This is a genomic window from Limnomicrobium aquaticum (assembly GCF_040545545.1).
GTDB classification, from domain to species: domain Bacteria; phylum Pseudomonadota; class Alphaproteobacteria; order Rhizobiales; family Rhizobiaceae; genus Ensifer_A; species Ensifer_A aquaticum.
Genome location: NZ_JBEPMB010000001.1, coordinates 606316 through 630925, shown reverse-complemented (window position 1 = coordinate 630925; position 24610 = coordinate 606316). Strand labels below are relative to the sequence as shown.

The window sequence follows — 24610 nt, the reverse complement described above, 5'->3', positions numbered from 1 at the left end:
TCACCCCTTCTTCAAACTCTTCGGCCCCAGCGGATGATCGGCATGGGGATAAGGCGCGTGGTGGTGATCGTGGTCATGCGCGTGGCCATGATCGTGGTGATGGTGCCCGTGATCGTGCGAATGACCGTGGTCGTTCCCGTGATCATGGTCATGTTTATGATCGTGATGGTCGTGATCATGGCCATGATGATGATCATGCGAATGATCGTGTCCACAGCCGCAATCGGGCCCGTGGACATGACCTGTCCGCTCGTAATCCGCCTCGTCAAGCGTCTCCGCCACGACATGTTCCAGCTTGGCATACTTCCCGCCAAGCGAGATCGAGGGGGTGTAGTCGAAGGCAGGCTCCAGCGGTGCGGGGCTGGCGTGGCTATGCACCGGCGTCCACGGCAGGCCATGTTTCAGGCAGAACGCTTCCTCGCGGCAGGAGGCGTCACAATCGCCCTTGCAGGGACAGTTTTCCAGACCGCCGCCAATGCCTTCGACATGATGGTGATGGCTTTCCTGCGGCTGGCCGACGGAAGCCTCGAAGCCGAGAACCTGTTCGCGATACTTGCACATCTGGCAATTCATCAGCGCCTGGCCTTCGAGGATTTCGGTCACGCGATCCTGAAAAGCATCGAGCACAAGCGGATGATCGTTGAGGTAAGGCGCCTTGACGAACTGGATCTCGGGATGGCGTGCCGCCACCTCGTCGGTCGAGGAATAGATGCGCTTCACCAGAACGCCGGTGAAGAGGAAATACGGGAAGACGATGATGCGCTTGTAGCCGAGGCGCGAGACATGCTCCAGCGCCGGCTCGACGAGCGGGAAGGTCACACCCGAATAGGCCGTCTCGCCCCAGCCGAAGCCCATGCCTTCCCAGAGCATGCGCATGACCTTGGCGACATTGGAATTGGCATCCGGATCGGAGGCCCCGCGCCCGACCACCATCAGCATCGTGTCATGCAGCGACATCTCGCCATGCTCGCGATTTGCGGCATCGACGGCTTCCTTGATGCGATCGCCGGCGGCACGGATCATCTTGAGGTCGATGCCCAGTTCCCGGCCGTAATTGACCGTCACGCCGGGGTTTTGCGCGGCCCAGGTATTGAGGACAGAAGGGATATCGTTCTTGGCGTGGCCGGCGGCAAAGAGCATGCCGGGAACGGCGAGAATGCGCGTCACGCCGGCGTCGCGCAACGTGTCGAGACCGTGCGACAGGACAGGATTGCAGAATTCGAGATAGCCGTACTCGACTGGCAGGTCGGGGTAGCGCTTGCGCAACTCTTCGGCGATGACGGAAAATTCGCGCGCGGCATTCTGGTTCCGGCTGCCATGGCCGCAGACCATGATTCCGAGCTTTTCCGTGTGCTGAAGCATGACTGTCTCCCGTTTCGCGTTTCCCAATGCACGAAACGGCGCGAGCACTTGCACATGACAAGGCTCCACCTCCCCGACAGCCCCGGATCCAAGCCCCCTGTTTGGGTCAGCCGCACCGAACTCGCTTCAGTCCTCAATAGGACGCCGCCGTACATCTTGAAGGATCGGTGTTAGCCGAAGCACGCGCCGGGGTCAAACCGGATTGCGCCCGCGACAGGCGCATTTGCGCCAGAGCCACTCCGCGCCCGCAGAATTGTCATCGAGACGAAATGACATTTGCCTTTTTTAATCGGCAGTGCGACATGTCGGCCCTTCCCTTTGAAAGCCTACCCGTGCTCGAAATCACCCTCCATCTCCTCATCTTTCTCTTCATAGCCGCCTTCGTCGCCGGCTTCATCGATTCCATCGCCGGCGGCGGCGGGCTGATCACGGTTCCAGCACTTCTGATCGCCGGCGTCCCGCCGCTCGAATCACTTGGCACCAACAAGCTGCAATCGTTGTTCGGAGCGGGCTCCGCGACCATTGCCTATGCGACCAAGGGGCATGTGAGGCTCAGAGAGCAGCTGCCGATGGCGCTCATGTCCATGCTCGGCGCGATGATCGGCGCCAAGATCACGACCTATATCCCCGGCGATGTGCTGAAGGCCTTCCTACCGCTCCTGCTGATCGCCGTGGCGCTTTACTTCGGCCTGAAGCGCAACATGGGCGATGACGACCGCCATGCCCGTATTCGCCCGTTCATTTTCGGCCTGACCTTCGTGCCGGTCATCGGCTTTTATGACGGCATGTTCGGACCAGGCACGGGCTCCTTCTTCATGCTCGCCTTCGTCACCATGGCGGGCTTCGGCCTGCTGAAGGCGACCGCCCATACGAAACTCCTGAATTTCGCCTCCAACCTGGGCGGCTTCATCGTCTTCAGCCTGTCCGGTGTCATCCTGTGGAAAGTCGGTATCGTCATGGCGGCCGGCCAGTTCCTCGGCGCACAGACGGGCTCGCGGCTCGCCATGCGCAACGGCGCGAAGATCATCCGGCCACTGCTCGTCGTCACCTGCATGGCGCTGGCGGTAAAACTGCTGGCCGATCCGGCGAACCCGGTGAGAGTGTGGCTGGGGATATAAGCCTCAAAGCACCGCAAGCATGACGGCACCGGCCGTCATCATGCTGATCGCCAGCCAGTGCAGCAGGCTGAGCTTTTCGCTCAAGAATACGACGCCGAATACGGCAACGAGCACGATCGACAGCTTATCGACGGGCGCGACACGCGCCGCATCGCCAAGCTTCAACGCGCGAAAATAACAGAGCCATGAAGCGCCGGTGCCGAGACCGGATAGAGTAAGAAACATCCACGTCCTTGCGGAAATGTCCCGCAGCGGCTGGAACTGTCCCGTCACACCAACAATCGCAGTTAGAACGACAATCACCACACAGGTCCGGATCAACGTCGCGAAATCGGAGTTCACACCGTCTACGCCAATCTTCGCGAAGACGGCCGTCAGCGCGGCAAAAACGGCGGATAGAAGCGCCCAGGCCTGCCAACCGAGCGCCATCAAAACTCCACACCCTTCTGCGCCTTGATCCCCGAACGAAAGGGATGTTTCACCAGCTCCATCTCCGTCACCAGATCGGCAATCTCGATCAGTTCTTCGCGCGCATTGCGCCCCGTCAGCACCACATGGGTCATATGCGGCTTTTCGCTCTTCAGGAACTCGACCACCTCGTTGATATCGATATAGTCGTAGCGGATGGCGATATTGATCTCGTCGAGCAGCACCATGGACTTCTCGCCCGAGGCGATCAGCTCCTTCGCCTTCGCCCAGGCAGCCTGCGCCGCCGCAATATCGCGGGCGCGGTCCTGCGTTTCCCAGGTAAAGCCCTCCCCCATCGTATGAAACTCGCAGAGTTCCGAGAAGCGGGCGAGGATCAGATCACGCTCGCCCGTCGACATGCCGCCCTTGATGAACTGCACGACGGCCGACGGCATGCCATGCGCGATATGCCGGAAGATCATGCCGAAGGCCGCCGTGGACTTGCCCTTGCCCTTGCCGGTATGGACGACGATCAAACCCTTCTCATCGGTCTTCGTCGCCATGATCTTGTCGCGTGCGGCCTTCTTCTTCGCCATCTTCTCGGCGTGGCGCGCATCGTCCTTCGGCGTGGTCTCTTCGGCTTCGGTCACTTTGCAGGCTCCTCGATTTGCGCTATTCTTACATTTCTTGATCGATAAGGATACGTAAAATGAGCGATACGGCTACGCTCTCGTCCAAGTTCCAGATTTCCGTGCCGAAGGCGGTGCGGGAAAAGGAAGACTGGCAACCGGGCCAGAAATTCGCCTTCGTGCCATGCGATGGCGGCTACGTGCTTGTGCCGGTCCCCTCTGCCGCCGGTCTTCGCGGTCTTGCCCGTCACGCGGACACGAAAAACGTCCGCGACCGGAATGACCGCGTCTGATGCGTGTCATCGATTCTTCCGTCTGGATCGAAATTCTGGCCGACAAGCCACTTGCCGACCGTCTTTTGGCGGAAATTCCCGCGCAGCAAGAGATCGTCATGCCGTCCATCATCGAGCTCGAGCTCGCGAAATGGATTGGCCGCGAGGCCGACACCGCAACGCTGCGCAAGTTCCTTGCCTTCTCCAGCCTGTGCATTCCAGCCCCTCTCGATACTAATCGCGCACTCATGGCCGCCGAGATCCACCGAGATCTTAAACTCGCGACTGCCGATGCCATCGTTTATGCCGCAGCGCGCGAATTCGACGCCGAACTCCTCACCTGCGACCGACACTTTGAGAGCTTGCCCCATGTGATCTACATCCCGAACAAATAGCATCAAAGGCCGCCGACCAGCCGCTCCAGCTCGAACCGCGCCGAATTCGACCGCGCCTCCCAAAGCCCCCGGTCCAGTGCCTCGATGAACCGCTCCGCCAGCTCCTTCAGCGCAGGTGCATTCTTCTCGCGCATAAAGTCGCGCACCGCCTCGTCCGCGATAAAAGCCTGATACGCCGCCTCGAAATGATGGCTCTTCACCGCGCCAGTGGTCGCCGAAAACGCGAACATGTAATCCACCGTCGCGGTAATTTCGAACGCGCCCTTGTAGCCATGGCGCATCACGCCAGCGATCCATTTCGGATTGACGACGCGACCGCGCACGACGCGCGAAATCTCCTCTTCCAGCGAGCGGATCACCGGCTTTTCCGGCCGCGAATGGTCGTTGTGATAGACGGCCGGCTGGCTGCCCTTCAGATGCTCGACAGCAGCCGACATGCCGCCCTCGAACTGGTAGTAGTCGTCGGAATCGAGCAGATCATGCTCGCGATTGTCCTGGTTGTGGATGACGGCCTCGACGCTCGATAGCCGGGTCTCGAACAGCGCCCTTTCCGCCGCGCCCTCCTCGCCCGCGCCATAGGCATAGGAGCCCCAGACGATATAGCTTGTCCCCAGATCGCCGCGCCGGTCCCAGCCCTTCTCATCAATCAGCGCCTGAAGACCCGCTCCATAAGCACCCGGCTTGGAGCCGAAGACGCGGAAGCCAGCCTTGCGCGCCGCGTCGGCTTCGCTCAGACCGGAAGCTGTGAGCGCGGCCACCTCGCCGCGCATCCGCGCCGCGACCGGATTGTCGGTCTCATCCTCCTCCAGCGCCCCCACTGCCCGCACGGCCTTGTCGAACAGCGCGATCTGTTCCGGGAACGCATCGCGGAAAAAGCCGGAAATGCGCAAGGTCACATCCACGCGCGGCCGCCCAAGCTGCGCAACCGGGATGATCTCATATCCCGTCACCCGCAGCGACGCCGCATCCCAGACAGGCTTCACGCCGATCAGCGCCAGAGCCTGCGCAATATCATCACCGCCGGTGCGCATGTTTGAGGTGCCCCACGCGGTGAGCGCAAAACTCTTGGGCCAGTCGCCGTGATCCTGCACATAGCGCGTCACCAGCAACTCCGCCGATTTGCGCCCCAGCTCCCACGCCGTCTGCGTGGGCACGGCGCGGCTGTCGACGGAATAGAAGTTCCGCCCCGTCGGCAACACATCGGGCCGCCCCCGCGTCGGTGCGCCGGAGGGACCGGGGGCGACGAAACGGCCATCGAGTCCGGTGAGAAGGCCGTGGATTTCCGCTGGTCCGCAGGCGATGACGGAAGGCTTCAGGCGGGTTTCGATCTCGTTGAGAACAGCATGTGTCGCGGCCCATTCCCCGGGGCAAGCCGTCCCGCCGGACACGAATTGCGCGGAAAGGAGTTCGATGCGCTCAACGGTGTCGCCGTTGGTGCGCCATGGGTCCATGGAGAGATCAGTGAGGACGGCGGGCTTGGGGCCGATCCAGAGATCGGACATGATGCAATCGAGGGGATCGAAAACGCTCGCCTTCCCCTCAAGGGGGGAGAGTGAGAGGGCATCCCGCGCAATCGCCCGCTGCAAGCTGGCATTGCCGCCCTCGCCCAGCGCGCGCGGCACCCGCGCCAGCGCAACGCAAAGATCGGTCAGCAATCGCCCCTCCGGCGCCACGCCAAAGACATGCAGACCATCACGGATCTGCATTTCCTTCAGATCGCAGAGCCAGGCATCGAGCTTGGTGAGCGCCGCATCCGCATCGTCCGCCTTGGCAATCCCTGCATCGTGGTCGAGCCCCAGATCGGCAACCAGATCGAGGATCTTCTTCCTGAGCACGGTCAGACGGCGCGGATCTCCACCCGCCGCCTGATAGTATTCGTCCACCAGGGCTTCCAGATCCTTCAGCGGCCCGTAGCTTTCGGCCCGCGTGAGTGGCGGCGTCAGGTGATCGATAATGACAGCCGACGTCCGGCGCTTGGCCTGCGTACCCTCGCCCGGATCGTTGACAATGAAGGGATAGAGCTGCGGCAGCGGCCCGAACACGGCCTCCGGGTAGCAGGTCTCGGAGAGCGCCAGCGCCTTGCCGGGCAGCCATTCGAGATTGCCGTGCTTGCCCATATGGACCACGGCATCCGCCTCGAAGGCCTCGCGCAGCCACGCATAGAAGGCAAAATAGCCATGCGGCGGCACGAGGTCCGGCGAGTGATAGGTCTCCTTCGGATCGATATTGTAGCCGCGCGCCGGCTGGATGCCGATCGCCACATCACCGAGGCGGGACACGGGCAGAGCAAACACATGGCCGACGATGTAAGGATCGCGCTCCGGCGCACCCCATTTCGCGGTCACGGCCTCTTGAATCACTGTGGGAAGTTTCGCTAAGAAGGCCTTGTAGAGACTCAAGGAATAGGTCTCGCGGATTTCGCGCCCATCATTCCCCGCATTGGTCGGCCCGGCCATCAGGAAGTCCATGAGCATGTCGCCGTCCGCCGGAATATCTGCAACCGGATAGCCCGCCCCCGCCATCTCCTTCAGAACCTCGACGGTTCCGGCTGGGGTATCGAGCCCCACGCCATTTCCCAGTCGCCCGTCGCGGTTCGGATAGTTCGCGAGCACAATGGCCACCCGACGCTCCGCAGGAGACTTCCGCCGCAGCCGCACCCAGTTGGCCGCCAGATCGGCGACGAACCAGACGCGCCCGTGCTCAGGCACATGCGAGACGATATTGGCCTGAACCCGCTCGTCAAATCGCGCCGCCGCCTTGAAGGACACGGCCCGTGTCATCACTCGCCCGTCGGTCTCGGTCAACGACACATGCATGGCCAGATCGCGCGCCGACAAGCCTTGCGGCGAGGCTTCCCAGGCTTCTTTCGAGGACGAGGAAAACACCACCTGAAGCACCACCGCCCCGCCCTCATCCAACACGCCGGGCCGATACTCGGCGCCGGGCGGCGAAACGGCAAAGCCGGTCGCATTGATCACCACATCGGGCTTCACCTCGGCAAACACATGCCGCACCGTCTCCTGACTGACCGCATCCTTGAGGCTAGACACGAAGATGGGCAGCGCCTTGATGCCTCGCGCAGTCAACGCCTCGACCAGCGCCGCCACCGGCGCGGTCTCGCCGGATTGCACCAGTGCCCGGTAGAAGCAGATCGCAACAGTGCCACCGCCGCCAACTCTCCCCCCTTTAGGGGGAGATGTCGGCGAAGCCAACAGAGAGGGGGGCGCCACGGCAGACTGGGAGGTTACCTCCCTCTGTGACCGCCACGCATCAAGCCCAACTACACCCTGCCCCGGCCACCAGATCCCCGCCTTCAAAAGCGGCGTCGCAGGCGCCGGCCGATCCGCCTCGGCGAGCATTGCCGCGCAATAATCGAGAAACCCGCGGGCATTCGCCTCGCCCCCCTCGACGAGATAGGAATGCAACGCCTCGTAATCACCACGCGAAATGTTGGAATAGCCGACCAGTGCCGGGTCAGGTCGATCATCGCCCGGAAGCGCAGCTATCAACGCGCCCGAACGGCTCGCAGCCGCATGAAAAGCTTCCAGCAGATATTGAAAATACCCCGCCCCGCCGAGCGCACGCACGACGACAAGCTTCGCGTGTTTCAGCGTCCGCTCAACATAGGTATCGACCGACATCGGGTGTTTCAGGCTCATCAGGCTCGCCAGCCTCAACGACGGCCCGCCCCAGCCTTCAGCGGCGCCAGCCACCGCCGCAAGCTCGGTATCGGCCGCCGACAGAAACACGATATCCCCCGGCGACTGCCCGAGATCAACCGCCTCGCCGCCATCGGCTATGGAACCCTTTTGTGCGAGAAGAAGATGCATCGTGGCGCAATCAAGCCGCTTCGAGCGGTTCTATGGCGGCAATGACATCCGCCTTTTCCGCCCGCGCCACAGCAAGCTCGTAGCCGACCTGCATGTTCATCCAGAAATCGGGCGTTTTCCGGAAGAAGCGCCCGAGGCGCAGAGCCGTGTCGGTCGTGATCCCAGTTTCCTCGGCAACAATTCGCTCGATCCGCGTACGTGGCACCTGCAAGCGGCGCGCCAATGCGCCAGCGCTCATATTCAACGGCAGAAGGTATTCTTCCCGAAGGATTTCTCCGGGATGGATCGCGGGCAGCAACTCAAAGATTTCCCTCATGACATTCAACCTTTGTGATAGTTCGGCGAGCGCGCCTCCATCCGTCTCCCCCCTTGTGGGGGAGATGGCGGCAGCCAGAGGGGGCTTAAACACCAGCGCCCGCTTACCCGCGAGAATGCCCCTCCCCAACCCTCCCCACAAGGGGGAGGGAGTACCCTCATCAAATCCCCTTGATCGCCGCAATGATCGCGGCATCGTCCATCTCGTCATGCAGCCCGATCACCACGAGCTTCGTCGCCCGCGTCTCGCCCGGCTTCCACGGCCGGTCGAAATAGGTTTCGATGCGGTTGCCGACAGCCTGGATGACGAGGCGCATCGGCTTGCCGGGAACATCCGCGAAGCCCTTGAGGCGGAGGATATCGTGCGTCTCGATGATGCCCTTCAGCGCGTCGGCAAAAGCGGCCGGATCGGCGACCGGACCGTAATCGACGACGAAGCTTTCGAACTCGTCGTGATCATGGTCATGCGGCGCACCTTCATGCTCAAGCTCATGATGCGACTTCCGGTTTTCGATATCGTCTTCCGTGCCGACGCCAAGGCCGAGCAGGACAGAAGCCGGAACGTCACCGCCACGGCTGACCACCATTTTCGGCTTGCGCGCCGTCGCATTCGAAACGGCCTCGCGCACGGTTTCGAGCCCGGCTGCGTCGAGCAGATCGGCTTTGTTGAGAATAACAAGATCGGCGGCCGTCAGCTGGTCTTCGAATAGCTCTTCCAGCGGGCTTTCGTGGTCCAGCCCCTCGTCCTCGGCGCGCTGCGCGTCGATGGCATCATGGTCGTCGGCAAAGCGCCCGGCTGCCACGGCGGCGCTGTCCACCACGGTGATGACACCATCCACCGTCACGCGCGTCTTGATCCCCGGCCAGTTAAAGGCGGCGACGAGCGGCTGTGGCAGGGCGAGACCGGAGGTTTCGATGACGATGTGATCCGGCAGGTTGTCGCGCCCCAGCAGCTTTTCCATCGTCGGGATGAAATCATCAGCAACCGTGCAGCAGATGCAGCCATTGTTGAGTTCGATGATGTCGTCCTCGGTGCAGTTCTCCGCGCCGCAGCCCTTCAGCACCTCGCCATCGACGCCCAGATCGCCGAATTCGTTGATGATCAGCGCGATCTTCTTGCCGCCCGCATTGGACAGCAGATTGCGGATCATCGTTGTCTTGCCAGCACCCAGAAAGCCCGTGATTACGGTGGCCGGTATCTTCTGCATTCTCGTCAACCCTTCATCTTGAGCGGCAGCCCGGCCGCCACGAAATAAACCTCGTCGGCCACAGCCGCGATTTTCTGGTGTAGCCGGCCGGCATGGTCGCGAAAGGCGCGCGCCATGGCATTATCCGGCACGATGCCGAGACCGACTTCATTGGAAACGATGAAAATCCGCGCCTTTGCGCCGGCAATCGCGGAGACTAGCCGGTCGAAGGCGTCGTCCACGTCGCGCTCCGCCATCATCAGATTGGTAACCCACAGCGTCAGGCAATCGATGAGAATGGTATTCTCCTCGAAGTCCAGTGGAGTGATCGCGCAGGTGAGTTCAAGCGGCGCTTCGATGGTCGTCCATTCCGGCCCGCGCCGGCTTTGATGCTGGCCGATGCGCTCGCGCATCTCCGCGTCCCAGGCCTGGCCGGTCGCGATATAGTGAAGCAGCAGGCCGCTCTCGCGCGCCAGCCGTTCGGCAAGCGCGGATTTGCCCGAGCGGGCACCGCCGAGAATGAATGTGCTGCGCGTCATCGCGCCGCTCTCGATGGAGCGTTGAAAACCTGCGCCAAGACAACCTCCGTGCTGCGAGCGCCTGATCTGAACGGAGAATGGCAGGTCTCCTGGCTCACGGCTCCCGGTCTAGAAAAAGACCATCGGCGGCCCTCGCCTTCCCGGCATTGCTGCGCATCTTGAGAGGTGGACGATTCGTAGAAAAAGAGGCGTCCGGCCCCGGTTGTTCAAGACATGCATGCCAGTGGCTTTTCGCGCATTCCTGACGCCCGCACCCATTGCAGTTTCAGATTTGCGTGACGGGCCGACCTCACCGTTCTACAGTCGCGGGGTCGGCTGCGATTGGAAATCCGCATGAAGCGGCTTTCGTCGCATTCCCTCTTCGTCTCCGGTTGCCCGGAGAAACCATTCAAGTAACGGGAAAAGGGTTAGGCGCGATGGACGCGCATGTCAATCGAGCAGACTGCCGAGCCACCGCTTGTCCAGCACCGCCTCAAGCTCCTCCGCCACCTGATCAAGCGCCTGATCGACCGTCTGGCGATATGATTGAGCACCACCTTCAACCCCGAAGCTGGCGAGAAGCGCCCGCCTGTACGCATCCGAGCCGAAGAGCCCATGCAGATAGGTCCCCATCACGCGCCCATCGCTCGAGATCGCGCCATCGGCCCGGTTGTCGATGGACACGGAAGGTCGGGAGCAATCAACACCCTGCGTTACACCGAGGTGGATTTCATAGCCCGTGAGCGGTGTGTCATATTCCAGCGAGCGCGCAGAGGAATTCCGCACCGTCTTTTCCGGCGCCATCTCCGTTTCGACATCAAGAAGCCCGAGCCCCGCAATCTCCCGCTCCTCGCCTTCCAGTCCGAGCGGGTCCGTGATCCGGTTGCCGAGCATCTGGTAACCGCCGCAAATGCCGATCACCCGGCCGCCCCGGCGGCGGTGCGCGAGAAGATCGCGATCCCAGCCAAGGGCGCGGAGCGCCTTCAGGTCGCCAATCGTGGACTTGGAGCCCGGAAGTACGACAAGCCCGGCATCGGCGGGCAATGGCTCGCCCGGCTTGACGAAGACAAGCTCCACCTGCTCCTCCGCCACCAGCGGATCGAGATCGTCGAAATTGGCAATGCGCGGCAGCATGGGCACCGCCACCTTCAACGCGCCCGCGCCCTTTGAGACCAGCCGTTCCAGCACGACCGAATCTTCTGCCGGCAGACGCCCGGCCGATTTGAGCCACGGCACGACCCCGAAGCATGGCCAGCCGGTAAATCCTTCGATCTGCCTGATCCCCTCATCAAACAGGCTGACATCGCCGCGAAACTTGTTGATCAGATAGCCGGTGATCATCGCGCGATCCTCTCCCGGAAGGATCGCATGCGTCCCGACCAATGAGGCGATGACACCGCCCCGGTCGATATCCCCGACCAGAACAACGGGAACATTCGCCGCCGTCGCAAAGCCCATATTGGCGATATCGCCTGCCCGCAGATTGATTTCAGCGGGAGAACCAGCGCCCTCGACCACGACAATATCCGCGCCCGCCTTCACGGTCTCGAAGCTCTCGAGCACAGCGCCCAGCAATTGCGGCTTCAGGCGCTGGTAATCGCGGCCCTTGGCCTGCCCAACCACCTTGCCTTGCACGATGATCTGGCTGCCATTTTCCGATTGCGGCTTCAGCAGAACCGGGTTCATGTGAACGGAGGACGGCACCCGCGCAGCCATGGCCTGCAGCCACTGTGCCCGCCCGATTTCGCCACCATCGTCGGACACGGCTGCATTGTTGGACATGTTCTGCGGCTTGAAGGGTTTCACCTTCAGCCCGCGATTGGCCGCAATCCGGCAAAGCCCTGCGACAAGCACGGTCTTGCCGACATCCGAGCCGGTCCCCTGAAGCATGATGGTCTTGGTCATGGGGCGTGTTGGTAGCATCGCAACGGATGCTTTAAAAGCGCGAAAGCCACACAGTCGCCGAGCGAACCATGTGGCTTGCCGATACTCACTGGCCATCCCGCACATACACTGCGAGATACGCTCGCCTCCGGTACGCGAGACCTGATCCGGAAGCGTTGCGAGCGGTGTCCCCCGCTGCACGAAAACAATTAGCCGGACATTCTTACCGGAGAGTTATTGAGAGCTTAAATATCTATGAATTGGCGATTTATTTTATTGGCGGCGACCCCGGCTGCGCGTTCCAGGTCGCGGGGAGACCAGTTATTTTATTGAAACGGAAGGATAATTGGTAATTATAGAGCTAAGGGAAGATAGCGATTGAAATGATATAAAGATATCTTTATATCATTCGCATCAAATTGAGGATCCGACGATGACGACTGCAAATCCGTTAGAGGCGCTGCTGGCCGAAAAGGGCGTACTCATGGCCGATGGCGCCACTGGCACCAATCTTTTCGCCATGGGTCTGGAGGCCGGCGAGGCTCCGGAATTGTGGAACGAATCCAAGCCCGAAAACATCACGAAACTGCACCAGGACTTCGTCGATGCCGGTGCTGATATCATCCTCACCAATTCCTTCGGCGGCACGCGCCAGCGTCTCAAGCTCCACAAGGCCGAAGGCCGCGTCTTCGAACTGAACAAGAAGGCTGCAGAAATCGCCCGCGCCGTCGCCGACAAGGCCGGCCGCAAGGTCATCGTGGCAGGCTCCGTCGGTCCGACAGGCGAGCTTCTGGTGCCGCTCGGCGCCATGACCTATGATGATGCAGTCTCCGCCTTCAAAGAGCAGATGGAAGGCCTTAAAGCCGGCGGCATCGACATCGCCTGGATCGAAACCATGTCGTCGCCGGACGAAATCCGCGCTGCCGCAGAAGCGGCCATCGCGCTCGATCTGCCTTACGTTTACACCGGCTCGTTCGACACGGCCGGCAAGACCATGATGGGCCTGAACCCCAAGGACATGCCGCAGGTGGCCGATGGTCTCTCGGACAAGCCGGTCGCCTTCGGCGCCAATTGTGGCGTCGGCGCTGCAGACATCCTCTCCTCGCTCCTCGACATGACGGCAGCGGATCCGAATGCCGTCGTCGTCGTCAAGGGCAATTGCGGCATCCCGGAATATCGCGGCGCTGAAATCTATTATTCCGGCACGCCGGAACTGATGGCCGAATATGCGCATCTGGCGATTGACGCCGGCGCGCGCATCATTGGCGGCTGCTGCGGCACGTCCTGTGATCACCTGCGCTCGATCCGTGGCGCCATCGACAGCCACACGAAGGGCCCCCGCCCGACGATCGATGACGTCGTCACCCGCATCGGCCCGCTGCGCAACAAGATGGCCTCCGAAAGCGGTGGCAGCGGCGAGCGCCGTCGCCGTCGCGGCTGAGTCCCCGTTCGGCACTCAGGCCGATGCTGATCTGAGAAAGATGATATGTTTCGCCTTCAGGGCCGGCTGGAAACAGTCGGGAAGGTGCGCCATGCAGAAATTTCAAGGTCGTATTGCGTTGCTGTAACCCTTCCACACCGCCTATTGAGGTGGGCGCTTCCGTTCTTCTCCTAGGAGACCATGAGCTCACGGAAGCGAAGTCGAGATCGTCAGAGAACGCGACCGATTGGAGCTCTGACAGCGCCTCGCGAACGAAAACGCAATCCTTGCGGTCGCGAACGGAACAGTCCTCCCCTATGATCCGGCCAGACCCGACGATTCGAAACCAAGGGACCTGAGACGATGAACGCCAAGGCCAATTTTCCGGACAGCGAGACCGTTGCGGCAAAGCTCTCGAACCTTGACGATCAGGACAAGGCCTGGCTTCTGCTCGTTCTGGAAAATCTGGCGCAGGACGATGCGTTACTCGACGGGATCAGTCATTTCGTCAACGCTGCGGCTGAAGGGCGTTTCCTGAACTCGTTGAAGCTCTCCCGCGCCGGCGAATGGTTGGGGACGAATGCCCCTGCCCGTCTCCAGATCCGGCTGATGGAAATAGCGCGCTCCAGCCAGCACCCCGCCTATGCCGCCTTCCGCGAAGGCGTGGCTAAATCCGGCGGCCTGGACAAGGCGTGGCCCAAGGCCTGAAATTCAGCGGAAGAGTGCTTCCATGTGAAAGCGAAGTTGCTCATCGGAATAGCGATACTCTGCTCCGGCCGGGCAGGAATGGCGCGCCAGACATCCTGCCACCATACAGCCGGTTCGCCCCTCCTCCGTAAGGAGATGAGCCCGGCAGGCACCGACTTCAAATCCCGACGCCGAAATCGCGCCGACCGGACATGTTGACAGGCACGGCTTCCCGACACAGCTTTCGCAGGGTGCACCCGACACGGTGCGCCGCTCCGGAGCGATTGGATCGGCAAAGGCCAGAGCGGCGCGATAGCCGTGCCATGTCCCATAGATCGGGTGAATGAGAATGCCGAACGGCGACGCCGTAAGCCCCTCGGCGAGCACCGCCCATTGCTGGAATGGCATGTAAGGCTGGTCTGATGGAAAGAAGGCTGTCGCGCGCATCTCTTCGGCAATCGGCGTGATCACCGCTTTCGACCAGGTATCGAGCGGATCGTCACCTACATAAGTCATGTGCCACGCCGAAAACGCCGGCCAGATCGATCCGCCGACATTGCCGAGCAGAACGAGCGCCCGCGCCGTCTTGCCATCGCTGAGCGTCGGCCCCGCTCCGTCCCCGAACGAAACGACACCGCGCAGGCGAATGCCCGAAGGCCGCAGCGCCTCCTCAAGTGCACCAAGAACGCCGAAGGCGGACATCACTGCCCGCCCTCCGCTTTACGCGACGCCTGATCACGCATTTCCTGATAATGCGGCCGCCAGACGGCACGCTGGATCATCCCCGTCACCTGTGCCGCCGCGCCTTGCTCCCTGGCTGCGGGCTCGTTTCAGGTGAAGGCGTCAGGCACGGAGTCCTTCTTCTGCTGGATGAAGGCCAGAAGCGCCTCGTCGATGGCCGGATCGAGCGGCGGGGCTTCGTAAGCCTCAAGCCACGAACGGCAGAGCGCATTGGCGCGCTCCTCGATCCGCTTGGAGCCTTCGATTTCCCACTGCTCGAACGAGTTGTTGTCGGCGAGCGCTGAGCGATAGAAGGCCGTCTGGAAATTCGCCTGCGTATGCGCGCAGCCGAGATAGTGGCTGCCCGGACCCACTTCGCGGATGGCGTCGAGCGCCTGCGCGTTCTCGGACAGGTCCACGCCCTCGGCCATCTTCTGCATCATGCCGAGCTGGTCCTGGTCGATCATGAACTTCTCGTAGGACGAAACCAGACCGCCTTCGAGCCAGCCGGCGGCGTGAAGCACGAAGTTCGTGCCGGCCAGCAGCGTCATGTTGAGCGTGTTGGAGCTCTCATGGGCCGCCTGCGCATCCGGAACCTTGGACGCACAGAGCGAACCGCCGGTGCGGAACGGCAGGCCGAGACGGCGGGCAAGCTGCGCCGCACCGTAAGACACGAGCGACGGTTCCGGCGTGCCGAAGGTGGGCGCGCCGGACTGCATGGAGATCGAGGCGGCAAACGTTCCGAACAGAACCGGCGAGCCCTTGCGGATGAGCTGCGTGAACGAGGCACCGGCGAGAACTTCCGCCAGGATCTGCGTCAGCGTGCCGGCCACTGTCACCGGGCTCATCGCGCCCGAGAGAATGAAGGGCGAGATGACCGAAGCCTGGTTGTGACGCGCATAGACCTTCAGCGCACCGACCATCGTCTCGTCGAAAACCATCGGCGAGTTGGCATTGATGAGGTTGAGCGTCACGCAGTTGTTCTCGACGAACTCGTCGCCGAAGACGAGCTTCGCCATGGCGATCGTGTCTTCCGCGCGTTCCGGCGCGGTGACCGAGCCCATGAACGGCTTGTCGCTATACTTGATATGGCTGTAGATCATGTCCAGGTGACGCTTGTTCACCGGCACATCCACCGGCTCGCAGACAGTGCCGCCCGACGAGTGCATGGACGGCGCCATGTAGGCGAGCTTCACGAAATTGCGGAAATCCTCGATCGTGGCATAACGACGATTGCCTTCCAGGTCGCGCACGAAGGGCGGGCCGTAGACGGGCGCAAAAATCGTTGCCTTGCCACCGACATGGACGCTGCGCTCAGGGTTGCGCGCATGCCAGGTAAACTCGCGTGGCGCGGTCTTCAGCAGTTCGCGACACAGACCTTTGGGGAAATGCACGCGCTCGCCACGAACATCCGCACCTGCGTCCTTCCAAAGCTTGAGCGCTTCCGCGTCTTCACGGAACTCGATGCCGATTTCCTCCAGAACGCGGTCCGCATTGCTCTCGATCAGGCTGAGGCCTTCCTCGTCCAGAACCTCATACTCGCGGATCTTGCGGGTGATATAGGGAAGCGACGGACCAGGACCACCGCCCGTGCGGGCTGCACGGCGTGCGGCCGCTCCACGGCCTGCTCCACGGCTGCGCCGCCCGCCATCTCCCTCGGCTGCGGCGCCTGCAAGTTCGATTTCCTGATCCATGGTTCCCTCACCCGATATGATGGCTTTTCCAGCCGATGAAAAACGATCTTAGACCATAGCCCTAGCCGGACATTCCTAAATGCGCCACTGAGAAGGCTGTTCGCGAAGCAAAATTCACCGCCGGCAAGCGCCTTTTCATCCGCTCGCATCCTTGCACCGGCCGGGCCACTGCTCTACAGGCGGACGCATCGCCCTCCGAAAGAACAAAGCTCCGCCCATGTCCAAAAGCGACAGCCGCAACAGTATCGGGAACTGGTGCCTGCTCATCGTACTGACCGCTGTGGTGACGGGCGCTCTTTTCGCCTTTCGCCTGCCCGCCGTCTTTCTGCTCGGACCGATGGTGTCGGGGCTGACACTCGCAGCAAGGGGCACAAAATTCTCCCTGCCCTCGCCGCTGGTTGCCTTCTGCCAGGGCATTATTGGAGTCATGATTGCCGGAGGCATGCCGCTCACCGTCTTTGCCGAGATAGCGAAAGATGGCTTTCTCTTCATCGGTCTCGTGCTCTCGGTCGTCGCCCTGAGCTTCGGCATCGGCTGGCTGCTCGCAAAATATCAGGTCCTGCCGGGCACGACCGCCATCTGGGGTTCCTCGCCGGGGGCGGCCAGCGCCATGGTGCTGATGGCGGAAGCAGCGGGCGCCGATTTCCGTCTCGTCGCCTTCATGCAGTATCTGCGCGTCCTCATGGTTGCCGCGACAGCCTCGCTGATCGCCCGCTTCGTGCTCGGCCAGACCGGGCAAATGCCACCGCCCGAGCCCTGGTTCCCACCGATCGACCCACTGAACCTGATCCTGACACTCGCCATCGCCACCTCAGGACCGATCCTCTCCCGGTTATTCAGGCGCCCCTCAATCAACATGCTAGCGCCCATCGTCATCGGTATTGCCTGCCATGCGGCAGGCCTTGTCACCATCACGCTGCCGATGTGGCTGCTCGCCTCGGCCTACATGCTCTTCGGCTGGAATGTGGGTTTCCGCTTCACCCGCGACATCGTCATCCATGCGCTGAAGGCACTGCCGACGCTCTTCCTCTCGATCCTCACGCTGATCGCACTTTGCGGCCTGCTGGCCGTCGCCGTCTCGCATCTCTTCCACATCGACCTGCTCACCGCCTATCTCGCGACAAGCCCCGGCGGGGCGGATTCAGTCGCCATCATCGCGGCCTCCTCCCCGGTCGACAAACCCTTCGTGCTCGCCATGCAGATGGCGCGGTTCATCTCCGTCCTCTTCCTCGGACCAGTGTTCTCCCGCTTCGTCGCCGCGCAATTCGACCGCAGAACTGCGCGGTAACATCGCAGCCGTCGCAGATCGGCGCACCACCTGTCGCTTTCAATTGCGCGTTACCCAAAACTTAAGCTAAGCATATGTAAGGTTTCGGCGAATTGATGCCGAAAGGCTTTTTGGAGCGGGAGCGACCATGTCTGACGATGAAATCATTCTTTCCGAGCTTTCCGACGAAGAACTCGTGCAGCAGATGCACGATGACCTTTATGACGGTCTGAAGGAAGAAATCGAGGAAGCCACCCGCATCCTGCTGGATCGCGGCTGGGCGCCCTACGACGTTCTGACCCAGGCGCTCGTCGAAGGCATGCGCATCGTTGGCATCGACTTCCGCGACGGCATCCTCTTCGTGCCGGAAGTTCTGCTCTCGGCCAACGCCATGAAGGCCGGCATGACCATCCTGCGCCCGCTGCTGGCAGCCACCGACGCCCCCAAGCAGGGCAAGATGGTCATCGGCACCGTCAAGGGCGACATTCACGACATCGGCAAGAACCTCGTCGGCATGATGATGGAAGGCGCCGGCTTCGACGTCGTCGATCTCGGCATCAACAATGCGGTTGAAGCCTATCTCGAAGCAATTGAAAAGGAAAAGCCGGACATTCTCGGCATGTCCGCGCTGCTGACGACGACGATGCCCTACATGAAGGTCGTCATTGATACGCTGAAGGAAAAGGGCATCCGCGACGATCTCGTCGTTCTCGTCGGCGGCGCGCCGCTGAACGAGGAATTCGGCAAGGCGATCGGCGCAGATGCTTACTGTCGCGATGCGGCTGTGGCCGTGGAGACAGCCAAGGACTTCATCAAGCGCAAGCACAACAGCCTGAACGCCTGATAGAAATACAAAACGGCCGCCCTTCAAAGCGGCCGCTTCGATTTTTGTGCTGACGCGGCGCGGCTTAGTTGGCAGCCTTCGCAACGCTGTGCGCGGCACTCTTCGTCGCACCAACGGCACTGGCCGTATCGCGGCCGACGCCACGGATCGTGTTGCCACAGGAGGCCAGCGCGACGAGCGAGGCGAGAAGAACTGCGGTGGTGATTTTGGAACGATTCGAAATCATGGTAAGTTCCCAAATAATTAGACTGCCCAAGCTCCGGTACGGAGCTAACTCAGCGATAACGCATGACTCGCCGCCAAGTTCCCTGACAGGTTACACATGGTTCAGATTTCTCAAAAGGTGAAAGTGATCGCCTGCGGTGCTCTTGCACGCGAAATCCTCGCGGTCTGCGAGGCGAACCGGCTGGACCATGTCGACCTGACCTGCCTGCCCGCTATCTGGCATGTCTATCCGGACAGGATCGCCCCCGCCCTTCGGGAGAAAATTGCGGAAGCCCGCGCCGAAGGCATCGAGCGCATTTTCGTCGGCTATGCCGAATGCGGTACACGTGGTGAAATTGACCGCATCTGCGCGCAGGAAAAGATCGAGAGGATCGCCGGCCCGCATTGTTATGCCTTCTACACCGGCGTCGACAAATTCCTGGCGGAATGCGCTGACGAGATCACGGCCTTCTACCTGACCGACCTGATTGCCCGTCAGTTCGAAGCCTTCGTGATCGAGCCGCTCAAGCTCGACAAGCATCCGGAGCTGATACAGATGGTCTTCGGCAATTACGAGAAGATCGTCTATCTGGCACAGACGGAGGACAGGGAATTGCAGTCCAAGGCAAAATGGGCTGCGGAATTCCTCGGCCTAGCCTACGAATATCGCTTCACCGGCTACGGCGATCTGACACCCGCTCTCACGGGTGCTGCCAACGCTCAAACCTGACGAACTCAGCGGGCTGCCCGGAGCGGTTCCCCACCAAGGCTACGGGCGGTGCAAGCCTTTTCCGCATAATAGGCGCGCTTTTCCTCGAACATGATCGCATCGGCGCGGCGTACGACGGATTCGATCGTATCGCCGGGCTCGCTTGTGGCGAAGCCTAATGACATCGAGATCGGCGCGTCGCAGTAGAACTGATTGTTGATCTTCAGCAGCTCGCGCACCGTGTCGGCCATGGCCTGTGCCGCGCGATAATCCGCGCCGGGCATCAAAACGGCGAACTCATCGCCGCCGATACGCGATGCCGTGACGGGAGCGGAAGCAACACCGTTCAGCACCTCGCCGAAACGGCGCAGCAACGCGTCGCCCGCCTCGTGGCCGAGCTGGTCATTGGCTTCCTTGAGACCGTTAAGGTCGATGATGATCGCCGAAACTGGCCGCAGCGGCTTGCGCTCCAGACGGTTCAGTTCATCGGTATAGAAGGCGCGGTTATGCAAGCGCGTGAGCACATCGTGCTTGCCGAGATATTCCAGATAGGCCTCTGCCTTCTTCCGCGCCGTGATATCGGTCAGCGCCACCTGCACCAGCGACCAGTCTGCTTCGTACCCCGGTAGCACCGAGAAGTTCATCAGGAGATGCCGCTCGTTGCCGTCGAGCGCGTAATTGACGACCTCGCGATGCTGATGAAGCCGGCCCTCCCACAGATCGACCAGCTGCTCCTTGAACGGCTTTTCCATCGCATCCCGAAACACATGCGGAAGCCGCTTGAACAGCACTTCGCGATCCGGCGCCCCGAAGAGATCGAGCGTCGCCTTGTTCACGTCAAGCACGCGAATCTCGGACATGCACTGCTGGATAAATTCAGGATGCACGTCGAGGAAGACACGGAAATCGACGATACCTGTTTCCCGAACGCGCTCCATCAGCTTGTAGATGGCGCTGAAATCCTCCATCCACAAAGAAACCGGCGAATATTCGAAAATACCTTCCGCATGGAGACGGTTGCGCTCTTCGGCGCGGCGAGCCTCCTCGCGTGCCGTAACGTCTTCCGTCGTGATCAGCAGGCGATCCAGCGCCGCCTCATGGCCCGGTAGAACGGTGCCGCGCAGCTGTATATCAAGCCGGCGTCCTGAGAGCGTATAATTCACCGCGCTGCCAGAAAAGGCCGTCTTGCCCTCCCAGAGCTGAACCAGCTCGTTGATATGGGTCTCGAGCATGTCGCCCCAGAACACCTTGTCGAGATTGGCCTTCAGGTCATCGAGATCACGCGCTTCGAAAAGTTCGAGCGTCTTGGAGTTTACCTCGAGAATCTTGATCCGGCTTGAGCAGGCTGAAACGCGTGATGCGTCGTCACGCAGAAACGCGCCGAGGTCTTCGACACCCTCGGCTCGCCAGGCATTGAATTGCGCACGAACATCGCTGAAATCCTCGATCCACATCGCCACAGGAGCGAGTTCGAAAATATCCGTATCACGAGACTTCGGCATGAAGACAACCTGTTGAAAGAATCATTGGAAAATACAATCGAACGTCGAATAAGTCTCGGCCTTTCTGGTCGCTTGACGAAGCTCAAGACTTGAGAACCCTGACGCACGCTCACGGTAGAGACAATTCGTAAACCCGGTGTTTACGTCTTCCCTAAAGATGTTGCGGTTCGGGCGGCATCCCTTTCAGACTCTGTCGCTTTTGAGCGATCCCGACGTCGCGGCAAGTGGCGTCCGCCTGTGAACGCAGGTGCATTCTCCTTGCATTCGCGAGCCTTGCAGGACAGGCTCTGGCGATCTGGGGAGAGGCAAGGCAAATCCATCATGGCAGATCTTATCGTCGTCTATTGGCGCGACATTCCGGCGCAGGTGATCGTGAAGAAGGGCCGGACGGCCGCAAAGCGCGAATTGTCGCTGCGCTTTACCGAAGCGATCGACATGTGCGCCATGCGCTCTGGTGTCGCCGAAACCGACGATTACCTCGCCGAATGGCGCAAGGCCGACCCCGTGCCGGTCTCCGACGAACTGGAGGCGGAAGCCGACAAGGCCGCTGCCGATCTTGAAGCCGCCTACCCCAGGGACCGCCTCGTGGCGCTCGTCCACGCCGGAGGCCGCGACAATGGCTGACGCTGCTGCCAAGAAGCCGATCGCAACGGCCTATCAGCCCTCCGGCGTCTCACCCTCGCGGCGTGCCGGGCGCAGCTACACGATCCGTCTCTGGTCGGTGCGCCACTCGCGCTTTCTCGAAGTGATCTACAATCTCTTCGCCGACCTGTTTCTCAAGCTTCATCCCGTCTGGAAGGCCATCGGCTACGCCCGCGCCGAAAAGCCGTTGAAGTTCATCGAGCGCAACGTGAAGGGCCTCCTCTTCGACTGTCGCATGTGCGGCCAGTGCGCCCTGTCTTCGACCGGCATGAGCTGTCCGATGAACTGCCCCAAGCAGCTCCGCAACGGCCCCTGCGGCGGTGTGCGCGCCAACGGCAATTGCGAGGTCGAGCCGGACATGCCTTGCGTCTGGGTCCAGGCGTGGAAGGGCTCGCGCAACATGGAAAAGGGTGATGCGATCCTGAACGTGCAGAAACCCGTCGATCAGTCTCTGCGCGAAACCTCCGCATGGCTGCGCGTCACCGCGCAGGCCGCGAAGGCAAGAGAGGAAGGGGCGGCAAAATGATGAACGATACACATCCGCACGATCCCGGCCTGCCGCTGGAGCCCCTGCCCGGCCATTCCTCGCGCGGGCGGCTGGAACGCATTCTCCGCCGCGGCGAATTCGCCGTCACCGCCGAACTCAACCCGCCCGACAGCGCCAATCCCGAAGATGTCTACGAACGCGCCGCGATCTTCGAAGGCTGGGTTGACGGCATCAACGCCGTCGATGCGTCGGGCGCAAACTGCCACATGTCCTCCGTCGGCATCTGCGCGCTGCTGACCCGCATGGGTTATGCGCCGATCATGCAGATCTCCGCCCGCGACCGGAACCGCATTGCCATTCAGGGCGATGTGCTGGGCGCTTCCGCCATGGGCGTGCAGAACATTCTCTGCCTCACCGGCGACGGCGTGCAGGCCGGCGACCAGCCGGGCGCCAAGCCCGTCTTCGACCTCGACTGCATGTCCATGCTCGAAACCATCCGCACCATGCGCGACGAGGCGAAATTCCTCTCCGGCCGCAAGCTGACGACACCGCCCGCCGTCTTCCTGGGCGCAGCCATCAACCCCTTCGCGCCCCCTTACGATTTCCGCCCCTATCGCCTCGGCAAGAAGATCGCCGCCGGCGCGCAATTCGTGCAGAGCCAGTATGTCTTCGATATTCCGATGTTCAGGGAATACATGAAGAAGGTCGTGGATCTCGGCTATGCCGAGAAATGCTTCATCCTCGCCGGCGTCGGCCCGATGGCCTCGGCCAAGACCGCGAAGTGGATCAGGACCAATGTCCCCGGCATCCACATCCCGGACAGCATCATCAAGCGGCTGGAAGGCGCCGAGAACCAGAAGCAGGAAGGCAAGCAGATCTGCATCGACATGATCAACGAGGTCAAGGAAATCGAAGGCGTTTCCGGCATCCATGTCATGGCCTACCGGCAGGAAGAATATGTTGCCGAGATCGTGCATGAGTCCGGCGTGCTCAAGGGCCGTCAGCCGTGGAAGCGCGAAGTCTCGCGCAGCGAAGCCATTGCCGCAGCCCATGCCACGGAAGTTCACGAAGGCCAGTTGCAGAACCAGCAGGACATGGTCAAAGCTGCCGCCACGCATCAACCCTGAGGCGGCGACGCCTCATAGTCAAACAATCATCTGTTCAACGTTGATCCGCCTGAAGGACCGAACACAATGACCCGCACCATCGTCGCCTCAGCCACCCGCGAAATCGTCATCGGCTTCGACCAGCCCTTCTGCGTGATCGGCGAACGCATCAACCCGACCGGCCGCAAGAAACTCGCCGCCGAAATGCAGGCGGGCAATTTCGACACCGTGATCAAGGACGCGCTGGAACAGGTCGCCGCCGGCGCGACCATGCTGGACGTCAATGCGGGCGTCACCTCCGTGAACCCGAACGAGACCGAGCCGGGCCTTCTCGTCCAGACGCTCGAAATCGTGCAGGGTCTCGTCGACGTGCCACTCTCCATCGACAGCTCCGTGACGGCCGCTATCGAGGCGGCGCTGAAAGTCGCCAAGGGCCGCCCGCTGGTCAATTCCGTCACCGGCGAGGAAGAGAAGCTCGAAGCCATCCTGCCGCTCTGCAAGAAATATGACGTGCCGGTCGTCGCCATCTCCAACGACGAGACCGGCATTTCCATGGACCCGGACGTCCGCTTTGCGGTCGCCAAGAAGATCGTCGAGCGCGCCATGGACTACGGCATCAAGCCGCATGACATCGTGGTCGACCCGCTCGTCATGCCGATCGGTGCGCTGGGCGATGCCGGCCGTCAGGTCTTCCAGCTTCTCTATCGCCTGCGCAACGAACTGAAGGTCAACACGACCTGCGGCCTCTCCAACATCTCCTTCGGCCTGCCGCATCGCCACGGCATCAATGCCGGCTTCATCCCCATGGTCATCGGCGCCGGCATGACGTCCGCCATCATGAACCCCTGCCGCCCCCAGGAAATGGAAGCCGTCCGCGCCGCCAACGTGCTCAACGGCACCGATGCCAACTGCGCCAACTGGATCATGACCTATCGCGACTACAAGCCGGCAGAGGGCGGCGCTGCGGCCCAAAGCCCGGCCCCCGCCCCCAGCGGCGAGCGCGCAGGCCGGCGGGGTGGGCGAGCAGCGCGCGTTGGCGGGGGTGGCGCGAGCGAGTGAGGCTGAAGATCAGCCGATCATCTGCCCCAAAAGGAAAATGCCGGCAGCACTGCCGGCAAATGCATAGATGGTGGAATTGATCAGGCTGTCGGCGCTGCCAGGATCAAGTTTGTCTGCGAGCAGACTCACGACGACCGAACCGATCATGGCGGCAGCCAGGAACTGCGGATAGCGCAGCCACGGTCCCTTCAGCAGCCTGACAAAAGTGAAACTCGAGATAAGGGCGCTGATGACGAGATCCGGCATGAAACCTCCGTGAACTGCGCGGAATTTTCATTGAAACTCTCTGCCAAACCATTAAGCCCGGCGGGACAATTCGAAAGAACGCCATATTCACGCATCGGCGAAGCG

Annotated in this window: 25 protein-coding genes and 1 riboswitch; of the genes, 12 read left to right on the top strand and 13 right to left on the bottom strand. The window is 61.5% G+C overall.

Features of this window, described 5'->3' with window-relative positions:
* On the bottom strand, positions 1 to 1362 hold the full coding sequence (locus ABID16_RS03130) for a sirohydrochlorin chelatase (protein WP_354554888.1): 1362 nt from the start codon (positions 1360 to 1362) through the stop codon (positions 1 to 3).
* 332 nt (positions 1363 to 1694) lie between these two features.
* Here ABID16_RS03130 and ABID16_RS03125 point away from each other — a divergent pair, with 332 nt between their 5' ends.
* The gene (locus ABID16_RS03125; protein ID WP_354555886.1) at positions 1695 to 2480 is read left to right on the top strand and encodes a TSUP family transporter; all 786 of its coding nucleotides are present in this window, start codon (positions 1695 to 1697) and stop codon (positions 2478 to 2480) included.
* A 3-nt stretch (positions 2481 to 2483) separates the two neighbouring features.
* Here the strand turns inward: ABID16_RS03125 and ABID16_RS03120 are convergent, their stop codons facing one another.
* Both ABID16_RS03120 and cobO read right to left on the bottom strand, forming a co-directional pair.
* Positions 2484 to 2909 carry an EamA family transporter gene (locus ABID16_RS03120; RefSeq protein ID WP_354554886.1) on the bottom strand — a complete coding sequence of 142 codons (426 nt, stop codon included), beginning with the start codon at positions 2907 to 2909 and terminating at the stop codon, positions 2484 to 2486.
* Positions 2909 to 3538: a cob(I)yrinic acid a,c-diamide adenosyltransferase gene (cobO, locus tag ABID16_RS03115; RefSeq protein ID WP_354554885.1), complete on the bottom strand. Its 630-nt coding sequence runs from the start codon at positions 3536 to 3538 to the stop codon at positions 2909 to 2911. The genes ABID16_RS03120 and cobO overlap by 1 nt, the downstream gene beginning before the upstream one ends.
* Before the next feature lie 59 nt (positions 3539 to 3597).
* Here cobO and ABID16_RS03110 point away from each other — a divergent pair, with 59 nt between their 5' ends.
* Positions 3598 to 3810: an AbrB/MazE/SpoVT family DNA-binding domain-containing protein gene (locus ABID16_RS03110; protein ID WP_354554884.1), complete on the top strand. Its 213-nt coding sequence runs from the start codon at positions 3598 to 3600 to the stop codon at positions 3808 to 3810.
* Positions 3810 to 4184, top strand: coding sequence for a type II toxin-antitoxin system VapC family toxin (locus ABID16_RS03105; RefSeq protein WP_354554883.1), 375 nt, complete (start codon positions 3810 to 3812; stop codon positions 4182 to 4184). Before ABID16_RS03110 ends, ABID16_RS03105 begins: the two co-directional genes overlap by 1 nt.
* A gap of 2 nt (positions 4185 to 4186) precedes the next feature.
* Here the strand turns inward: ABID16_RS03105 and cobN are convergent, their stop codons facing one another.
* The 5 genes from cobN to ABID16_RS03080 all read right to left on the bottom strand — a co-directional run bounded on the left by cobN (position 4187) and on the right by ABID16_RS03080 (position 11939).
* A complete protein-coding gene (gene cobN, locus ABID16_RS03100; RefSeq protein ID WP_354554882.1) occupies positions 4187 to 8014 on the bottom strand; it encodes a cobaltochelatase subunit CobN in 3828 nt (1275 codons plus the stop codon).
* 10 nt (positions 8015 to 8024) lie between these two features.
* Positions 8025 to 8330 carry a HigA family addiction module antitoxin gene (locus ABID16_RS03095; protein ID WP_435532352.1) on the bottom strand — a complete coding sequence of 102 codons (306 nt, stop codon included), beginning with the start codon at positions 8328 to 8330 and terminating at the stop codon, positions 8025 to 8027.
* A gap of 160 nt (positions 8331 to 8490) precedes the next feature.
* Positions 8491 to 9537 carry a cobalamin biosynthesis protein CobW gene (gene cobW / locus ABID16_RS03090; RefSeq protein ID WP_354554881.1) on the bottom strand — a complete coding sequence of 349 codons (1047 nt, stop codon included), beginning with the start codon at positions 9535 to 9537 and terminating at the stop codon, positions 8491 to 8493.
* Between the two features lie 5 nt (positions 9538 to 9542).
* Positions 9543 to 10055: a bifunctional adenosylcobinamide kinase/adenosylcobinamide-phosphate guanylyltransferase gene (gene cobU / locus ABID16_RS03085; RefSeq protein WP_354554880.1), complete on the bottom strand. Its 513-nt coding sequence runs from the start codon at positions 10053 to 10055 to the stop codon at positions 9543 to 9545.
* 62 nt (positions 10056 to 10117) lie between these two features.
* A riboswitch (cobalamin riboswitch) is annotated at positions 10118 to 10459 on the bottom strand.
* A 25-nt stretch (positions 10460 to 10484) separates the two neighbouring features.
* Positions 10485 to 11939 carry a cobyric acid synthase gene (locus tag ABID16_RS03080; protein WP_354554879.1) on the bottom strand — a complete coding sequence of 485 codons (1455 nt, stop codon included), beginning with the start codon at positions 11937 to 11939 and terminating at the stop codon, positions 10485 to 10487.
* A gap of 412 nt (positions 11940 to 12351) precedes the next feature.
* Here ABID16_RS03080 and bmt point away from each other — a divergent pair, with 412 nt between their 5' ends.
* Positions 12352 to 13359: a betaine--homocysteine S-methyltransferase gene (bmt, locus tag ABID16_RS03075; RefSeq protein WP_354554878.1), complete on the top strand. Its 1008-nt coding sequence runs from the start codon at positions 12352 to 12354 to the stop codon at positions 13357 to 13359.
* A gap of 342 nt (positions 13360 to 13701) precedes the next feature.
* Positions 13702 to 14046 carry a hypothetical protein gene (locus ABID16_RS03070; RefSeq protein WP_354554877.1) on the top strand — a complete coding sequence of 115 codons (345 nt, stop codon included), beginning with the start codon at positions 13702 to 13704 and terminating at the stop codon, positions 14044 to 14046.
* A 3-nt stretch (positions 14047 to 14049) separates the two neighbouring features.
* Here the strand turns inward: ABID16_RS03070 and ABID16_RS03065 are convergent, their stop codons facing one another.
* Both ABID16_RS03065 and ABID16_RS03060 read right to left on the bottom strand, forming a co-directional pair.
* Positions 14050 to 14727 (bottom strand): ferredoxin, encoded by a 678-nt coding sequence (locus ABID16_RS03065; protein WP_354554876.1) that lies wholly within the window; start codon positions 14725 to 14727, stop codon positions 14050 to 14052.
* 128 nt (positions 14728 to 14855) lie between these two features.
* Positions 14856 to 16439, bottom strand: a complete 1584-nt coding sequence (locus ABID16_RS03060) for a trimethylamine methyltransferase family protein (protein ID WP_354554875.1) — start codon at positions 16437 to 16439, stop codon at positions 14856 to 14858.
* Between the two features lie 217 nt (positions 16440 to 16656).
* On the opposite strand from ABID16_RS03060, the gene ABID16_RS03055 reads away from it, so the two are divergent.
* Positions 16657 to 17727 (top strand): AbrB family transcriptional regulator, encoded by a 1071-nt coding sequence (locus ABID16_RS03055; protein WP_354554874.1) that lies wholly within the window; start codon positions 16657 to 16659, stop codon positions 17725 to 17727.
* 127 nt (positions 17728 to 17854) lie between these two features.
* Positions 17855 to 18550 (top strand): corrinoid protein, encoded by a 696-nt coding sequence (locus tag ABID16_RS03050; protein WP_354554873.1) that lies wholly within the window; start codon positions 17855 to 17857, stop codon positions 18548 to 18550.
* A 64-nt stretch (positions 18551 to 18614) separates the two neighbouring features.
* Here the strand turns inward: ABID16_RS03050 and ABID16_RS03045 are convergent, their stop codons facing one another.
* The gene (locus tag ABID16_RS03045) at positions 18615 to 18776 is read right to left on the bottom strand and encodes an entericidin domain-containing protein (RefSeq protein ID WP_354554872.1); all 162 of its coding nucleotides are present in this window, start codon (positions 18774 to 18776) and stop codon (positions 18615 to 18617) included.
* A 96-nt stretch (positions 18777 to 18872) separates the two neighbouring features.
* Here ABID16_RS03045 and ABID16_RS03040 point away from each other — a divergent pair, with 96 nt between their 5' ends.
* Entirely contained in the window at positions 18873 to 19484 is a 612-nt protein-coding gene (locus tag ABID16_RS03040) for a DUF1638 domain-containing protein (RefSeq protein ID WP_354554871.1), read from the top strand.
* Between the two features lie 5 nt (positions 19485 to 19489).
* On the opposite strand, the gene ABID16_RS03035 is transcribed toward ABID16_RS03040, so the two are convergent.
* Complete coding sequence (locus ABID16_RS03035; RefSeq protein ID WP_354554869.1) at positions 19490 to 20965, bottom strand: sensor domain-containing diguanylate cyclase; 1476 nt, start codon at positions 20963 to 20965, stop codon at positions 19490 to 19492.
* Positions 20966 to 21286: 321 nt separating this feature from the next.
* On the opposite strand from ABID16_RS03035, the gene ABID16_RS03030 reads away from it, so the two are divergent.
* From ABID16_RS03030 to ABID16_RS03015, 4 genes are all read left to right on the top strand, one after another.
* Entirely contained in the window at positions 21287 to 21589 is a 303-nt protein-coding gene (locus ABID16_RS03030; RefSeq protein ID WP_354554868.1) for a virulence factor, read from the top strand.
* Complete coding sequence (locus ABID16_RS03025) at positions 21582 to 22133, top strand: methylenetetrahydrofolate reductase C-terminal domain-containing protein (protein ID WP_354554867.1); 552 nt, start codon at positions 21582 to 21584, stop codon at positions 22131 to 22133. The genes ABID16_RS03030 and ABID16_RS03025 overlap by 8 nt, the downstream gene beginning before the upstream one ends.
* Complete coding sequence (locus ABID16_RS03020) at positions 22130 to 23221, top strand: methylenetetrahydrofolate reductase (protein ID WP_354554866.1); 1092 nt, start codon at positions 22130 to 22132, stop codon at positions 23219 to 23221. Before ABID16_RS03025 ends, ABID16_RS03020 begins: the two co-directional genes overlap by 4 nt.
* A gap of 66 nt (positions 23222 to 23287) precedes the next feature.
* On the top strand, positions 23288 to 24259 hold the full coding sequence (locus ABID16_RS03015; RefSeq protein WP_354554865.1) for a methyltetrahydrofolate cobalamin methyltransferase: 972 nt from the start codon (positions 23288 to 23290) through the stop codon (positions 24257 to 24259).
* 9 nt (positions 24260 to 24268) lie between these two features.
* Here the strand turns inward: ABID16_RS03015 and ABID16_RS03010 are convergent, their stop codons facing one another.
* Positions 24269 to 24505 carry a hypothetical protein gene (locus ABID16_RS03010; protein ID WP_354554863.1) on the bottom strand — a complete coding sequence of 79 codons (237 nt, stop codon included), beginning with the start codon at positions 24503 to 24505 and terminating at the stop codon, positions 24269 to 24271.
* Positions 24506 to 24610: the final 105 nt, after the last annotated feature.

Bases quoted from the DNA above. Each gene is read 5' to 3' on its own strand.
- ABID16_RS03130 (WP_354554888.1), bottom strand. From the start codon at position 1,362: ATGCTTCAGCACACGGAAAAGCTCGGAATCATGGTCTGCGGCCATGGC.
- ABID16_RS03120 (WP_354554886.1), bottom strand. From the start codon at position 2,909: ATGGCGCTCGGTTGGCAGGCCTGGGCGCTTCTATCCGCCGTTTTTGCC.
- ABID16_RS03110 (WP_354554884.1), top strand. From the start codon at position 3,598: ATGAGCGATACGGCTACGCTCTCGTCCAAGTTCCAGATTTCCGTGCCG.
- ABID16_RS03105 (WP_354554883.1), top strand. From the start codon at position 3,810: ATGCGTGTCATCGATTCTTCCGTCTGGATCGAAATTCTGGCCGACAAG.
- cobN (WP_354554882.1), bottom strand. From the start codon at position 8,014: ATGCATCTTCTTCTCGCACAAAAGGGTTCCATAGCCGATGGCGGCGAG.
- ABID16_RS03095 (WP_435532352.1), bottom strand. From the start codon at position 8,330: ATGAGGGAAATCTTTGAGTTGCTGCCCGCGATCCATCCCGGAGAAATC.
- cobW (WP_354554881.1), bottom strand. From the start codon at position 9,537: ATGCAGAAGATACCGGCCACCGTAATCACGGGCTTTCTGGGTGCTGGC.
- cobU (WP_354554880.1), bottom strand. From the start codon at position 10,055: ATGACGCGCAGCACATTCATTCTCGGCGGTGCCCGCTCGGGCAAATCC.
- ABID16_RS03080 (WP_354554879.1), bottom strand. From the start codon at position 11,939: ATGACCAAGACCATCATGCTTCAGGGGACCGGCTCGGATGTCGGCAAG.
- bmt (WP_354554878.1), top strand. From the start codon at position 12,352: ATGACGACTGCAAATCCGTTAGAGGCGCTGCTGGCCGAAAAGGGCGTA.
- ABID16_RS03070 (WP_354554877.1), top strand. From the start codon at position 13,702: ATGAACGCCAAGGCCAATTTTCCGGACAGCGAGACCGTTGCGGCAAAG.
- ABID16_RS03065 (WP_354554876.1), bottom strand. From the start codon at position 14,727: ATGTCCGCCTTCGGCGTTCTTGGTGCACTTGAGGAGGCGCTGCGGCCT.
- ABID16_RS03060 (WP_354554875.1), bottom strand. From the start codon at position 16,439: ATGGATCAGGAAATCGAACTTGCAGGCGCCGCAGCCGAGGGAGATGGC.
- ABID16_RS03055 (WP_354554874.1), top strand. From the start codon at position 16,657: ATGTCCAAAAGCGACAGCCGCAACAGTATCGGGAACTGGTGCCTGCTC.
- ABID16_RS03050 (WP_354554873.1), top strand. From the start codon at position 17,855: ATGTCTGACGATGAAATCATTCTTTCCGAGCTTTCCGACGAAGAACTC.
- ABID16_RS03045 (WP_354554872.1), bottom strand. From the start codon at position 18,776: ATGATTTCGAATCGTTCCAAAATCACCACCGCAGTTCTTCTCGCCTCG.
- ABID16_RS03040 (WP_354554871.1), top strand. From the start codon at position 18,873: ATGGTTCAGATTTCTCAAAAGGTGAAAGTGATCGCCTGCGGTGCTCTT.
- ABID16_RS03035 (WP_354554869.1), bottom strand. From the start codon at position 20,965: ATGCCGAAGTCTCGTGATACGGATATTTTCGAACTCGCTCCTGTGGCG.
- ABID16_RS03030 (WP_354554868.1), top strand. From the start codon at position 21,287: ATGGCAGATCTTATCGTCGTCTATTGGCGCGACATTCCGGCGCAGGTG.
- ABID16_RS03025 (WP_354554867.1), top strand. From the start codon at position 21,582: ATGGCTGACGCTGCTGCCAAGAAGCCGATCGCAACGGCCTATCAGCCC.
- ABID16_RS03020 (WP_354554866.1), top strand. From the start codon at position 22,130: ATGATGAACGATACACATCCGCACGATCCCGGCCTGCCGCTGGAGCCC.
- ABID16_RS03015 (WP_354554865.1), top strand. From the start codon at position 23,288: ATGACCCGCACCATCGTCGCCTCAGCCACCCGCGAAATCGTCATCGGC.
- ABID16_RS03010 (WP_354554863.1), bottom strand. From the start codon at position 24,505: ATGCCGGATCTCGTCATCAGCGCCCTTATCTCGAGTTTCACTTTTGTC.